The sequence below is a fragment of the Francisella frigiditurris genome, from assembly GCF_001880225.1.
Lineage (GTDB): Bacteria > Pseudomonadota > Gammaproteobacteria > Francisellales > Francisellaceae > Francisella > Francisella frigiditurris.
Window position 1 is genome coordinate 112,184 of sequence record NZ_CP009654.1, and the last position, 12,799, is coordinate 124,982.

Below are 12,799 nucleotides of genomic sequence, written 5' to 3' on the forward strand. Positions count from 1 at the left end.
TTCCTAATTTAAACCGAACATTCTTTTCATACACATAAAACAGTCATCTCGACCATCACGTGTAGCTTTCTTCATTCCTTTAACAGGATAATGTAATACTTTATTTTGGATATCATATGCAAATCTTCTTAGAACATCTTCAGCATCTTTACCATTCTTTAGTTTAGCCAGGCTTTTCTCTATTTCTGAATCAACCATATTACTTGCTTTATCAAAGAGCTCTTTAATAGCCTCATTAGAAACAATAGCTCTTTCTTTAGCTATATACTCTTCTAAAGATTTCTCTATTATTTTTGTTGCTCTTTTTGCCTCTGCCAATCTCTTATCTCGACTATCTTCCATAACAGATTGAATATCATCTATAGAGTAATATACTGAGTTCTCAAGATTTTTAATTTCCGGCTCTATAACTCTAGGTATTGATATATCAATAAAGACTCTTTCTTTAATAGAATCAACCTCCTCAGACTTTATTATATATTCACTAAAAGTCACTGCTGCGACTATAATATCGGCCTTATTAACTAAATTAGCTATATTATCTAAATTAAAACTAGTAGCATTTGAAAAGTTTTTTGTTATATTATCTGCTCGCTCAATAGTTCTATTAGCAATATAAATATGTTCTGGCTCTAATGAATTTATATGTTTAAACAGCAGCTCACCAGTCTCACCAGCTCCTATTATAAGCACTGTTTTCTCTGAAATATTATCTAACTGTCTTTTAGCTAAAGATATTGCTGAAAATGCAACTGAAACAGGACAATAACCTATCTTAGTCTCTCTTCTTACCTTTTTTGCCGTTGCAAAAACTTTCTGGAAAACTCTATCTAATTCTTTACCAAGCGCATTATTTTGCTTACTCTCACTATAAGAAGATTTGACTTGACCTAAAATCTGCGGCTCTCCTAAAACCATAGATTCTAAACCACATGCTAACTTCATAAGGTGTTTAATAACTTCTGTACCTTGACGTAATTTAATATAATCTTTCAAATTAAATTTTGTTGTTTTAACTTTTGACTGCCACCAAGCAATAGCTTCATCAACTACCCGTAGTTCACTTATTTCTAAATACAATTCAGTACGATTACATGTTGAAATAAAAACAGCATGTTCTATATTTTCAATTTCAAGAATAGAACTATATAGCTCTCTACTATCATTATGATTTAAAGCAAATAAACTTCTAACCTCTACAGAGGCTTTTTTATAATCAATTGCTAAAGATACTAATGCCATAAAATATAAAAACTCAAATAAACAGGCTTAAAACAAAGCCAATACAATAATAAAAACCTCTCTGATTTTAACATAAAATCAAAGCACATTAAATTTTTAATATTAATGATTATTAACAACACAACGACTTTTATGATAAGATTTAGAAATAAAATTTTGTTAACTTAGAAAATCTTATGAAAAAACTTCTAAATGACTTACCAAACAAGCAAAAGAAGTTAGTTTATGGTTTAACTTTAATAATAGTGATAGCTGTTATATCTCTAGCTGTATGGCAATATAAGAAACATGAAAATGCAGAGCAAATGCTACAAGCAGCTACAGAATATCAAAAGGCTATACTTGAGTATGAAAATTCAAACATTTCAAGCTCTTCAAAAACAAATGGTTTTTCAAAAGTAGTTCAGGAGTATCCTCATACTGCTTTTGCTATTTTTTCTAGTTGGTATTTAGCAAGTGATGCTATTAATAATACTAGCTTTAACAGCTTTGATATTAAGAACCTTCAAACTGCTGATAGTAATGGAAAAGCAAACTATAATAAAGCTATCTCTATTCTTGAAAATAGCGCAAAAGAAAATCCTAGTAATAATCTAACTAATGTCACAAAAACTAGATTAGCTAGACTGTATATAGCTACTAACCAAATAGACAAAGCAATCTCAACCATAGATTCGATAGCAACATCACAGCAAACCTCTTATACACTACTAATTCTAGGCGATGCTTATCAAGCAAAAGGCGATATTGAGAAAGCTACTCAGACTTGGAAAAAAGCACAAACTCTAAATACAAACCCTGATATCGACAATTTATTAAATAAAAAAATAAATAGCATTATCTAACATGAAAAACCTTTTTAAGAAAATAGTTATTCCTTTAATTTGTACTTTTACAGTTGTTAGCTGTACAAAAAGTAATATTCCACCCCCTACACCCTTAGAAGAAAATCCTCCTCAAGCAGTTTTAACAACAGTAAAATGGAAAACTCCCACAGGAAATGGTAATGGGGGAATAGGTAATTATAACTTATCACCCACTGTCACAGATGATAATAACACTGTAATAGTTCCAAACCAAAATGGGAAAGTCTTTGCTATTGATATAGACAATGGAAGTGTTAAATGGCAAGAAAATACTGAAGTAAAAATATCAAGTCAACCAAACACAATAGCAAATGCAGTGGTTTTTGGCTCAATCAAAGGCGATTTAATCGCTTTAGATACAGATAATGGTCAAACTCTTTGGAAAACAACGGCTCCTAGTAGCTTATTCTCTAGACCTACTATATATGACAATTCAGTTTATGTTTATACTCATGATGGAAGTATATCAGCTTATAATGCTATAAATAGTGAACAACTTTGGACAGAGCCGAATATTCTCCCAGACCTAATTCTTCCTGGAAACTCTTCACCAATAGTTTTAAATAATACTGTTATGATTGGCTCTTCATATGGAACAATTCTTGGTTTTACGGTAGATGATGGTGACAGAACAATAAACATTCCTATAGCTATTTCTCAAGGCTCATCGCCTGCTGATAGAATGGTTGATATTGTATCCACTCCTTTACTTTATGGAGATTATCTAATTTTTTCTGCATACCAAGGTGCTATAGTTGGTATAGATAAAGATAAAGGTAAAATGCTTTGGGCTAAAAAAGCATCCATAATAAATAATATAGAAATTAATGATAATGCTATTTTCACCACTCAAGCAGACAGCTCAATAAAAGCTTATGATATTACAACTGGTGATATCCTATGGACACAAGATATCTTAAAATGGCGAGATGTAACATCTCCCATTTATTATAAAGGTATGATCGTAGTTGGAGATTATGAGGGATATCTACACTTTTTTAACTCCATAAATGGCCAATATTTAGGAAGGCTCAGATTAACAACACCTGAAGATGCTTATTTTACTAAAGGAATAAAAGGTGAACTTATTCCAACAGAAAAAGGGATTGTTGTTGAGGCTGATAATGGTGATACTTATCTTGTTGAAGCTGGAAGTGATGCTGTTATTTATACTACCATCCTTAGTGATCATGTTTTAGATAAAGGTAAAAGTGTTAGCCATATTGATCCAATTGTGATAGAGTCTGATGAAGAAGAGAGTACCGAGATTATAAGCTCTGGTAGCTCACCAAAAACTACAGCTCCGGCCAAGAATGTAAATGTTATTATTGCAGATCTTAGCCCACAAAAGGTAAATAATGAACAGAATTAAAAAGCCTTCTCTTTTCATCCTTATACTTATGGTTTCTCTCGGGCCATTTGGAGATACCATATATGCTCCCGCCCTACCTGAAATAGAAAAACTACTTCATACAGACTATGCATACGTTCAACTTACAATCACATCTTATCTTCTAGGTTATGCAGTTAGTCAATTATTATATGGGCCATTTTCTGATAGATATGGCAGAAAAAAAGTTATCCTTGTTGGATCTTTATTCTTTATCATAAGCTCTGTTATATGTCTTTATAGTCATAGTATTGACACTTTAATTTATGGACGACTTTTGCAAGGGTTTGGAGCTGCTGCTGGTGGCGTAATTGCAACTGTAGCAGTAAAAGATGCTTTTGAAATAGAAAAACAAGGCTCAATATTTGCAATTATGAATATTGCTTTTGCTCTAGCTCCTGCTATTGGTGCCATAATTGGTGTTTTTATTCAAGCTCATGTTATATTTTTAGTTTTACTAGGTGCTGCACTTTTTCTTTTTATGAAGGTTTTATTATTTTTTCCTGAAACAAATAGAAACTTAAATAAAGATGCTCTAAAAACTAAACATTTTGTAAGAAATTATTTAGTTTTATTTAAAGATCATCAATTTGTTGTAGCAACTTTATTGCTAGGCTTAAATATAAGTATTATTTATGGATGCTTAGTCGAAATCCCCGATATTCTTTTAAATAAATTACATCTAGATAAAATAAAATTTTTACACTTCCTAATTTTAATAGTATCTGCTGTTATTATTGGTAGCCTAATTTGTGCAAGACTAAGTAAATCAGTACCATACAAAAATCTCATAACTACAGGAATGCTCATAAGTTTACTTTCAGGCTTTTTATGTAGCATAATATTTAAATATTTAGATGGCATGTGGTTAATGTTTGGCCTAACATTCGTACTTTCCCTAACATTTGTTGGAGTATCTTTTACAGTACCTCTACTCACCCCAATCGCTTTAGAAAATTTCAATGCGACTGCTGGAGCCGCTTCATCTATAATGGGATTCTCACAAATGGGTATAGCCTCATTAACTACAGCAATAATGAGCCAACTAACTTTTGGTACTGAAACGACACTATCATTAGCATTTATAATATTACCACTCATCGGTCTTTTAATATTTATCCCTTATAGTTGTTATTTCTTAAAAAAATAATTACTATTTGTACTAGTTAAACTTATAAAAATTCTTCTATAAAATGCAAGATTATAGTGCAAAATCGCTTGAAGTCTTAACAGGCCTAGAACCTGTCAAGAAAAGACCTGGAATGTACACAAACACAGAAAACCCAAACCATTTAATACAAGAAATAGTTGATAACAGCGTCGATGAGGTTTTAGCTGGATTTGCAGATAAAATAGAAATCAATTTATATAATGATGGCTCTATTGAAGTTATAGACAATGGTCGTGGAATGCCTGTTGATATTCATCCAGAGCATCAAATGTCTGGTATCGAACTAATAATGACTAAGCTACATTCCGGGGGTAAATTTAATAATAAAAATTATACTCATTCTGGAGGTCTTCATGGTGTTGGAGTATCTGTAGTCAATGCTTTATCTCAAAGGTTAGAAGCCGAAATAAAAAGAAACGGCGAAATATATCATATTGTTTTTGAAGATGGTTTTAAAGTAAAAGAATTAGAAATAATAGGTACTGTAGGCAAAAAAAATACGGGAACTAAAGTTAGATTTTGGCCAAATAAAAAATACTTTGATGATATAAAAATTAACATAAGGGCTTTAAAAAATTTATTAGAAGCAAAAGCCATCCTCTGTAAAGATCTCACTATAAAATTCTTTTATGAAGCAAAAAAGGAAAATATTACTTGGAACTTTCCTAATGGATTAAAAGATTATTTTCAGCATAAACTTGATGCAGAGACATTACCTCAACAACCTTTCTTTATTGATAATTTTTCTAATGGCGAATCTTACCTAGATGCCATATTCTGCTGGTGTGAGGCTCCTGCTGAAAATATCAAAAACAGTTACGTAAATCTTATACCAACCCCTCAAGATGGAACACATGTAAACGGTTTTAGAAATGGTATTTTTGATGCAATAAAAGCATATACAGAAAATAATAACTTAGGACAAAAGACTATAAAAATAAATGCTAATGATACTTTTGTAAATGTAAACTATGTAATTTCTGTAAAAATAACAAACCCTCAATTTTCTGGTCAAACTAAAGAAAAGCTTTCAAATAAAGATGTTACTTCTTTTGTAGCCAATGCTGTTAGAGATATTCTCATAGTATGGCTTAATCAACACCCCGAAGAAGCTGGACAGATAATTGAAAATGTCTTTAAAGCTGCTCAAAAAAGAATAAATAGTGACAAAAAGACAGCTCGTAAAAGAATAATGTCTTCTTCGATAAGATTACCTGGAAAGCTTACTGACTGTATAAGCTCAGATATAAAAACTACAGAGCTTTTTATAGTTGAGGGAGATTCAGCTGGAGGCTCAGCAAAACAAGCTAGAGATAAAAATTTTCAAGCTGTAATGCCACTAAAAGGAAAAATTCTAAATAGCTGGGAACTTGATGCTGATACAATTATGAGCTCTCAAGAGGTTCACAATATTGCTACAGCCATAGGAGTAGAGCCTGATAATGATGATATATCTGGACTTAGATATAATAAGATCTGTATATTAGCAGATGCTGATTCAGACGGCTTACATATCGCAACTTTGTTATGTGCAATGTTTCTGAAACACTTTAAAAAGCTTATAGAAAATGGACATATATATATTGCAAAACCCCCTCTTTTTAGAATAGATATTGGTAAAAAAACTTTCTATGCCATTGATGAATTCGAAAAAGATGCCATTCTTAACCAGCATGGAAAAAATCTTAAAGCTAACATTATGAGATTCAAAGGGCTTGGAGAAATGAATCCATCCCAACTAAGGGAATCAACGATGGATATAACTTCAAGAAAGTTAGTACAATTAACTTTAGCTTATGATAAAGCCTCTGATAATGAAATGTTAGATAAGCTTTTAGCAAAAAAGAGAGCTAAGGATCGTAGAGAATGGTTAGAACACTATGGTAACTTAGCGACATCTGCAGAAAACTAGCCTCACAATCTGATTTAATAAGCCATAAAAAGTAGCTTAAATTTATCTAAATTGTTAAACTTTTCAAATAATCTAAATTAAATAGAAGCTATGTTATTTCAAAAAAAACTAATTGCTTTAATAATCATTATAATTTCAATTGGATTATCTTTAGAAACTATAATAGCTGCTCATCACTATGAGGCGAGTCCTCTAGATATTGTAAAAAATGAAAAAAACAATCCTTTAGGTCACAAACCATATGCTCAGGTTCTCATAACAGCTAATGAGTGTCACAACTATCAAGTTCTTATAAACGACTTTCCTATATATTCAGACAATAATACTGAAGGAACTATAATTCCTATAAATCCATATATATCAAATGGAACTAATACTTTTTCAATAACATCAGAAAATGGAAGCTATAGAGAAGATAAAATTTGTAAAGTTTCTGTAATTTTTCAAATAAAGAGTACAGATCAAAAAGATAGCGAAGCTTTAGAAATAACTAAATTAGTATTTAATGGATACCCAACAGAAAGTATAAAAGAATCTAGTGAAAAAGAGCTATTAGGATTTAATGGAACTTCATTCGAGAAGGATACAAATGGCTATATATTAGTTAGCAGGCCTAGATTTCAACATGGTGATTTCTATTATGGCTATAACAACGAAACCAAAAAACGTGAATATATGCCTGGAACAAAAATCAGTCAAAATGTAAAACTTCCTATAGATTTAAAAGATTGGAAATGGTTGCATCGTGCCGTGAAGATACAAAATGATTCTCAGACTAAAAAAGAGATTATGGCTATCTACAAAGAAATTTGGGCTGATATACATAGAGGCGACTGGAGTAAACTAGAAAAAATATTTGCCAGTAAAGACAGAAAGCTTAGTGAGGTTTATTATACTAAGATAGACACATCAAATGAGATTAAAAATGAAATTAATAGTGGACATTATGTTAAGGAATTAAATGATGAAACTATTAAAAATGATGTTTTCATAAATATTTATGGAGAGGGTTATGTAGCCGAAGCAACTTTTGCTAATGGTGATAACATATTACAATTTAATGCCCCTTCAGGAACTGCTAGTAACAGTTATAATGTAATTTTTGCCAAAATAGATGGTGAATTTAAAGTAGTTCGCTAATCAAAAAACATATTCTTTGTTTTATCAATAATAAATTTGTTAATTAATTTTAACTTTAGTAGAATTATGCTTAATATTTAAAAATATTTAAAATAAAAATTCTTACAAGGCTCTTCCTACTATGATTTTATTAAAAATTTTCCTTAGAAATTTAATACTTATTATTTCTTTATCTTTTACCTCAACTTTAGCTATAGCCGCTATAGATCCTGTAACAAAAGCAGCATCTCCACTAGAAGCTATAGAAAAAGATAAAAACAACCCTTTAGGTAACAAACCATATGCTGAAGTTGTTATAAACTCTATAGAATGTGATTATCAAGTTCTTATAAATGATATCCCTATATATTCAGATCAAAATGCCGAGGATGTTATTATTCCTGTAAATCAATATATGGACAATTCTGGTACAGTGTTAGCAATTGTTACAAAAACTCAAGATAGGGTCTGTAATATTTCAACAAAATTACAAATTAAGCATGCCGGACAAAGCAATGAAGATGCTTTAGAAATTACAACCTTAAGTCTTGGCAATGATCCCAAATATAGTAGAGATGATTCTACAGCAGCCATGAAATTAATATTTGATGGAAATGACTTTAAACAAAATAAAAATGGCTATATAGTAATAAATAACCCTACATTTGAGAATGGTAATGTTTATTATGGATACAATGAGGAAACTAAAAAACGTCAATATATGGACGGTACTAAAATAAGTCAAATCATTAACCTACCTATAAACATACCTCACTGGGATTGGATAAATGGAGAAAAAATAAAAAATAATTCCAAAACTAAAAAAGAAATTATAGCTATTTATGAGCAAATATGGTCAAACATCCGTTTAGAAGATTGGAGTGAGTTAAGAAAAATGTTTGCTTATAAAGATAAAAGCCTTAGTAAAGCCCTTTACTCTAGAGTTGATACTGTAAAAAGCATTAGAGAAGAAATAAACAGTAATCACTATGTTAAGCCTCTAAATAGTGCAACTATAAAGTATGATGTTTTCATAAATATTTATGGCGATGGAAAACTAGCAGATGTTACTTTTGCTGATGGCGACGGTATATTACAATTCAACACATCTCCAGGTACAATTAGTTACAATGTAGTTTTTGCCAAAATTGATGGTGAATTCAAAATAGTTCGATAATATTATTAATTATTAGATCTGAATACTAAAAAATAACTCTATGCCACTCAAAGAACTTACCTGGATCAGTTTTTCTTTCTGGAGCAATATTTTCATGTCCAGCTATATTTATAAGGCTTGGATAAGACTGTCTTAAATCTCCTAACAATCTATTTAAAGATTCATACTGTCTATCTTTATAGTCCTCGTTATCTGAACCTTGTAATTCTATACCTACAGAAAAATCATTGCATCCTTCTCGCCCATTAAAAACACTCTTACCCGCATGCCAAGCTCTGTCATTCACAGATACAAACTGTATAATTTTTCCATTTCTTTTAATATAGAAGTGGGCAGAAACTGCAATAGATTCAACACTTTCAAAGCTTTCATGAGCAGCAATATCTAACTTATTTAAAAAGAAATCTTCTACATTGTTATTGTTGTATTCACCTACTGGTAAACTTATACAATGAATAACTACCAAAGAAGGCTCTTCATTATCAGGTCTTTGATTAAAGTTTGGAGACTGTAAATGTGTTGCTCTTTTATACCAACCATTTTTAAACATATCAGAAATTAAATAATCTTTGGTTATAACTGTGGTAGTATTATACTCTAGATATAAACACTTTAAAAACCATAAGGCTTATAAATATGAATTGTTTAGACTGTAAGCTCATGAAGAATACAATAATTTTTGGTGCCTTAACTCTTATACTAGCTATCCTTTCTTATAATTATTTAGATCAGAATATTGTTTTAACATTACATAATAGTGATATATTCAGCTCTGATCAGGCAGAATTTGCAACTGCCATATCTAAAATATTTTCACCTAAAATATGGTTAGTAATTGCTATTGTAGCGACTATTGTTTGTATACATAATCATATTAAATATGGCAAGTCATCTAATCAACTATATACTTTTTCATTAACATTAATAATGGCGATAATTATTACAACTATTTTAAAAATCATAATAGCTAGATATAGACCTGAGGCTCTTATTTTTGATAACAAATTTGGATTTCACTTTTTTTCAATGAAAAAAGTTTATAATTCTATGCCATCTGGCCACACAACTCTATCTTTTGCTGGGCTTTTAGCCTTTGCTAATTTTTTTGAGAAAAAATGGTTAACCGTAGCTGTCATACTCTTAGGAATAATAGTCGCATTCACTAGAGTTATTATTATAGACCACTATCTTTCTGATGTAATTGTAGCCATATACCTTGGAACTTTTATATATTTATGGTGTAAGACTTTCGTAGAGAAATATAATAGCTAATTAGACAGCTTTTAACCGTTTAGGAATATAATTACACAATGGCTCTTCTGCCATATAATCATTATTAATATAATGTGCTCTAGCTCTGCATCCCCCACAAATCTTTATATATTCACAAGCTCCGCACTTACCTTTATATTCTTTAAAATTTCTTAAGTTATTAAATACTCCTGATTCATTCCATATTTCAGCTAGATCTTGCTTAAATATATTTCCTGCTTTTAATGGTAAATAACTACATGGATTAACGTTACCCTCAACATCAATAGTCATTATAGATTGACCAGCGATACATCCCTTTGATCCACCTGTTGAAAATGATAAAGATCTAGATTTAGTAGTTTTTCCTTGATCTTTATTTTTCTCAAAACGAATACGATAATAATGAGGTGCACATGTTGGGCGAACTAACATTTCTTCTTCATCACTCTCCATATTATAGTGCCAATCTAAGGCTTCATCATATTTCTCATCATGTAAAAGTTCATCCATTAATTGTTGACCTCTACCTGTTGGAACAACCATAAACATATACCAAGAAGTCGCACCAATTTCTTTTGCTAATTGATATGTTTCTTTTATTTCATCATGATTATGTTTTGTAAATGAAGAGTTAACTATAAAAGGAATATTATGATTTCTAAATAATTCTGTCGCTCTTAAGGTAGCTGCAAATGCACCCTTTTGTTTTCTAAAAGTATCATGAGTCTCCTCACAGGAACCATCCAAACTTAGTGAAACAATTCTAATACCACTCTCTTTTATTCTTTCACAAATTTTATTTGTAACTAAAGTCCCATTTGTTGCTAAGGCCATTCTTAAGCCTTTTCTAGTTCCATAATTAGCTAATTCAAAAATATCCTCTCTTAACAATGGCTCTCCACCTGAAAGAACTAGACAAGGCTGAGAAAATTCCGCAATTTTATTAATCACGTCAAATCCTTCCTCAGTAGAAAAATCTAGATGTTTATAACTACCTAAACAAGCATTAGATCGACAATGCATACACTCAAGATTACATTCTCTTGTAGTTTCCCATGCTATCCACTTTGGTTCAAATTTCATAATATTAATCTCTAAAATCTAACTCCCTAGTGCCAGCTTCAATATACTTTATATAAATATGCCTATCTGCTTCTGGCAAAAACCCTTGACCTTTTTCCGACCATTCTATAAAAGAAACTGCTTTATTATCAAAATAATCTCTAATACCTATCCATTCAAGTTCTTCAGGATCAGCTAATCTATATAGATCAAAATGATAAATATTAAACTTCTCAAAATCATAAGTCTCAACCAAAGTATAGGTAGGACTTTTAACATTTCCAGTGTACCCAAGAGCTCTTAAAACCCCTCTTACAAAAGTAGTTTTCCCAGCTCCCAAATCACCATGTAAAAATATTACCGTATTAGATTCTAAAGTTTTAGCATACTCTGCAGCAAGCTCTAGCATTTGCTCTTCATTTTGAACTATTTTTTTCATATTCTTTCAAAAATTCCCCAGCCATAACAAATGATCCAAAAACCACTGTTACAGTATCCCTTTTAGACATATAAACCGAGCTTAAATCTTTATGATAATCGACCCAAACCATATTTTGTCTTTCAAACTCTTCTTTAATTTTATTAATATTTAAAGCTCTATCATCTACCTTTTGTAAGTCTATAACATCCCACCTATAGACATATTGCTTAGCTATTTCTAAAATAGTTTTTATATCCTTTGTTCCTAAAATTCCAAATATAGCTTCAAATTTTATTTCTCTATCTGAATCTTTAAATTTCTCTACTAATAGTTTAAATAAATGTCTTACTGAAGCTTCATTATGTGCTACATCAACAACCACATAACTATTATTTTTCAAATCTTGTTTTAAAAATAGATATCTAGCATTTGCTCTTATATGTGCCAGTCTAGGAATATAACTTATTTTCATTTTCGAAAATAAATATTGAGCTATGCCCATGGCTATATTGTAACTATCTTTAAAACAATCAACTTGATTAGATTCATATCTCAAATCAAAAATCTTTGCTTGAGCTGCTTTTGCATACTCAATAACACTATTAGGCATTGAAGACCCTAAAAATAGAGGGACTTTTCCCCTACATATTGCAGCTTTTTCTATACCTATCTTTTCAACTGTATCACCTAAAATTTCACAATGATCTAAGGAAATATTAGTTATTGCTGTAATATCAGGATCAAGAGCATTTGCAGCATCTAGTCTTCCTCCTAAACCAACTTCTAATATCAAATAATCAACCGGTATTCTCTGAGATAAAAAACAACAACATAAAAAAGCAATCTGATAATAGCCCAAGCTGTAATCTTCCGTTAACTCTTGTAATCTTTCTAGCAGTTCTAAAAGTAAATTATTTGAAATTGGTTTCTTATTTATACAGATCCTTTCTCTAAACTCATAAACATGAGGGGATGTATGACTAATTACATTCTTATTATTTGCTGTTAACAACTCTTCTAACATAGCCACAGTAGTGCCTTTACCATTAGTGCCAGCTATTGTAATTATTTGGAATTTCTTATTAAAATTAACTCTAGAAAGAATTAAAGGAATATCCTCAAGGCCACATTTTTGACCTTGATTAGACATTATTGAAGATATTTTTACATCAACATCCATATACC

At 30.7% G+C, this 12,799-nt stretch carries 12 protein-coding genes; 7 read left to right on the forward strand and 5 right to left on the reverse strand.

The features are described 5' to 3' along the window. Positions 1 to 3: 3 nt before the first annotated feature. Positions 4 to 1,242: a glutamyl-tRNA reductase gene (locus KX01_RS00650; RefSeq protein WP_071663160.1), complete on the reverse strand. Its 1,239-nt coding sequence runs from the start codon at positions 1,240 to 1,242 to the stop codon at positions 4 to 6. 176 nt (positions 1,243 to 1,418) lie between these two features. Between KX01_RS00650 and KX01_RS00655 the strand changes: the two genes are divergently transcribed. The 6 genes from KX01_RS00655 (at position 1,419) to KX01_RS00680 (ending at position 8,877) form a co-directional block, all read left to right on the forward strand. After that, complete coding sequence (locus tag KX01_RS00655; protein WP_071663161.1) at positions 1,419 to 2,087, forward strand: YfgM family protein; 669 nt, start codon at positions 1,419 to 1,421, stop codon at positions 2,085 to 2,087. A gap of 1 nt (position 2,088) precedes the next feature. Next, the gene (locus KX01_RS00660; protein ID WP_071663162.1) at positions 2,089 to 3,480 is read left to right on the forward strand and encodes a PQQ-binding-like beta-propeller repeat protein; all 1,392 of its coding nucleotides are present in this window, start codon (positions 2,089 to 2,091) and stop codon (positions 3,478 to 3,480) included. Further along, positions 3,467 to 4,648, forward strand: coding sequence for a multidrug effflux MFS transporter (locus tag KX01_RS00665; protein ID WP_071663163.1), 1,182 nt, complete (start codon positions 3,467 to 3,469; stop codon positions 4,646 to 4,648). Before KX01_RS00660 ends, KX01_RS00665 begins: the two co-directional genes overlap by 14 nt. 43 nt (positions 4,649 to 4,691) lie before the next feature. Continuing rightward, positions 4,692 to 6,581, forward strand: coding sequence for a DNA topoisomerase IV subunit B (gene parE, locus KX01_RS00670; protein ID WP_071663164.1), 1,890 nt, complete (start codon positions 4,692 to 4,694; stop codon positions 6,579 to 6,581). 90 nt (positions 6,582 to 6,671) lie between these two features. Further along, positions 6,672 to 7,721 carry a hypothetical protein gene (locus tag KX01_RS00675; protein WP_071663165.1) on the forward strand — a complete coding sequence of 350 codons (1,050 nt, stop codon included), beginning with the start codon at positions 6,672 to 6,674 and terminating at the stop codon, positions 7,719 to 7,721. 121 nt (positions 7,722 to 7,842) lie between these two features. Beyond that, entirely contained in the window at positions 7,843 to 8,877 is a 1,035-nt protein-coding gene (locus KX01_RS00680; RefSeq protein WP_071663166.1) for a hypothetical protein, read from the forward strand. A gap of 25 nt (positions 8,878 to 8,902) precedes the next feature. Here KX01_RS00680 and ampD read toward each other — a convergent pair whose 3' ends face one another. Beyond that, complete coding sequence (gene ampD, locus KX01_RS00685; protein WP_071663167.1) at positions 8,903 to 9,427, reverse strand: 1,6-anhydro-N-acetylmuramyl-L-alanine amidase AmpD; 525 nt, start codon at positions 9,425 to 9,427, stop codon at positions 8,903 to 8,905. An 86-nt stretch (positions 9,428 to 9,513) separates the two neighbouring features. Here ampD and KX01_RS00690 point away from each other — a divergent pair, with 86 nt between their 5' ends. After that, positions 9,514 to 10,149, forward strand: a complete 636-nt coding sequence (locus KX01_RS00690) for a phosphatase PAP2 family protein (protein ID WP_071663168.1) — start codon at positions 9,514 to 9,516, stop codon at positions 10,147 to 10,149. Here the strand turns inward: KX01_RS00690 and KX01_RS00695 are convergent, their stop codons facing one another. From KX01_RS00695 to KX01_RS00705, 3 genes are read right to left on the reverse strand one after another with little or no spacing between them, the layout of a single operon-like run. Next, positions 10,150 to 11,214, reverse strand: coding sequence for a radical SAM/SPASM domain-containing protein (locus KX01_RS00695; RefSeq protein WP_071663169.1), 1,065 nt, complete (start codon positions 11,212 to 11,214; stop codon positions 10,150 to 10,152). Positions 11,215 to 11,218: 4 nt separating this feature from the next. Further along, entirely contained in the window at positions 11,219 to 11,632 is a 414-nt protein-coding gene (gene tsaE / locus KX01_RS00700; RefSeq protein ID WP_071663170.1) for a tRNA (adenosine(37)-N6)-threonylcarbamoyltransferase complex ATPase subunit type 1 TsaE, read from the reverse strand. Continuing rightward, complete coding sequence (locus KX01_RS00705) at positions 11,610 to 12,794, reverse strand: bifunctional folylpolyglutamate synthase/dihydrofolate synthase (RefSeq protein WP_071663171.1); 1,185 nt, start codon at positions 12,792 to 12,794, stop codon at positions 11,610 to 11,612. The genes tsaE and KX01_RS00705 overlap by 23 nt, the downstream gene beginning before the upstream one ends. Positions 12,795 to 12,799 lie beyond the last annotated feature (5 nt).

Bases quoted from the DNA above. Each gene is read 5' to 3' on its own strand.
- KX01_RS00650 (WP_071663160.1), bottom strand. From the start codon at position 1,242: ATGGCATTAGTATCTTTAGCAATTGATTATAAAAAAGCCTCTGTAGAG.
- KX01_RS00655 (WP_071663161.1), top strand. From the start codon at position 1,419: ATGAAAAAACTTCTAAATGACTTACCAAACAAGCAAAAGAAGTTAGTT.
- KX01_RS00660 (WP_071663162.1), top strand. From the start codon at position 2,089: ATGAAAAACCTTTTTAAGAAAATAGTTATTCCTTTAATTTGTACTTTT.
- KX01_RS00665 (WP_071663163.1), top strand. From the start codon at position 3,467: ATGAACAGAATTAAAAAGCCTTCTCTTTTCATCCTTATACTTATGGTT.
- parE (WP_071663164.1), top strand. From the start codon at position 4,692: ATGCAAGATTATAGTGCAAAATCGCTTGAAGTCTTAACAGGCCTAGAA.
- KX01_RS00675 (WP_071663165.1), top strand. From the start codon at position 6,672: ATGTTATTTCAAAAAAAACTAATTGCTTTAATAATCATTATAATTTCA.
- KX01_RS00680 (WP_071663166.1), top strand. From the start codon at position 7,843: ATGATTTTATTAAAAATTTTCCTTAGAAATTTAATACTTATTATTTCT.
- ampD (WP_071663167.1), bottom strand. From the start codon at position 9,427: ATGTTTAAAAATGGTTGGTATAAAAGAGCAACACATTTACAGTCTCCA.
- KX01_RS00690 (WP_071663168.1), top strand. From the start codon at position 9,514: ATGAATTGTTTAGACTGTAAGCTCATGAAGAATACAATAATTTTTGGT.
- KX01_RS00695 (WP_071663169.1), bottom strand. From the start codon at position 11,214: ATGAAATTTGAACCAAAGTGGATAGCATGGGAAACTACAAGAGAATGT.
- tsaE (WP_071663170.1), bottom strand. From the start codon at position 11,632: ATGAAAAAAATAGTTCAAAATGAAGAGCAAATGCTAGAGCTTGCTGCA.
- KX01_RS00705 (WP_071663171.1), bottom strand. From the start codon at position 12,794: ATGGATGTTGATGTAAAAATATCTTCAATAATGTCTAATCAAGGTCAA.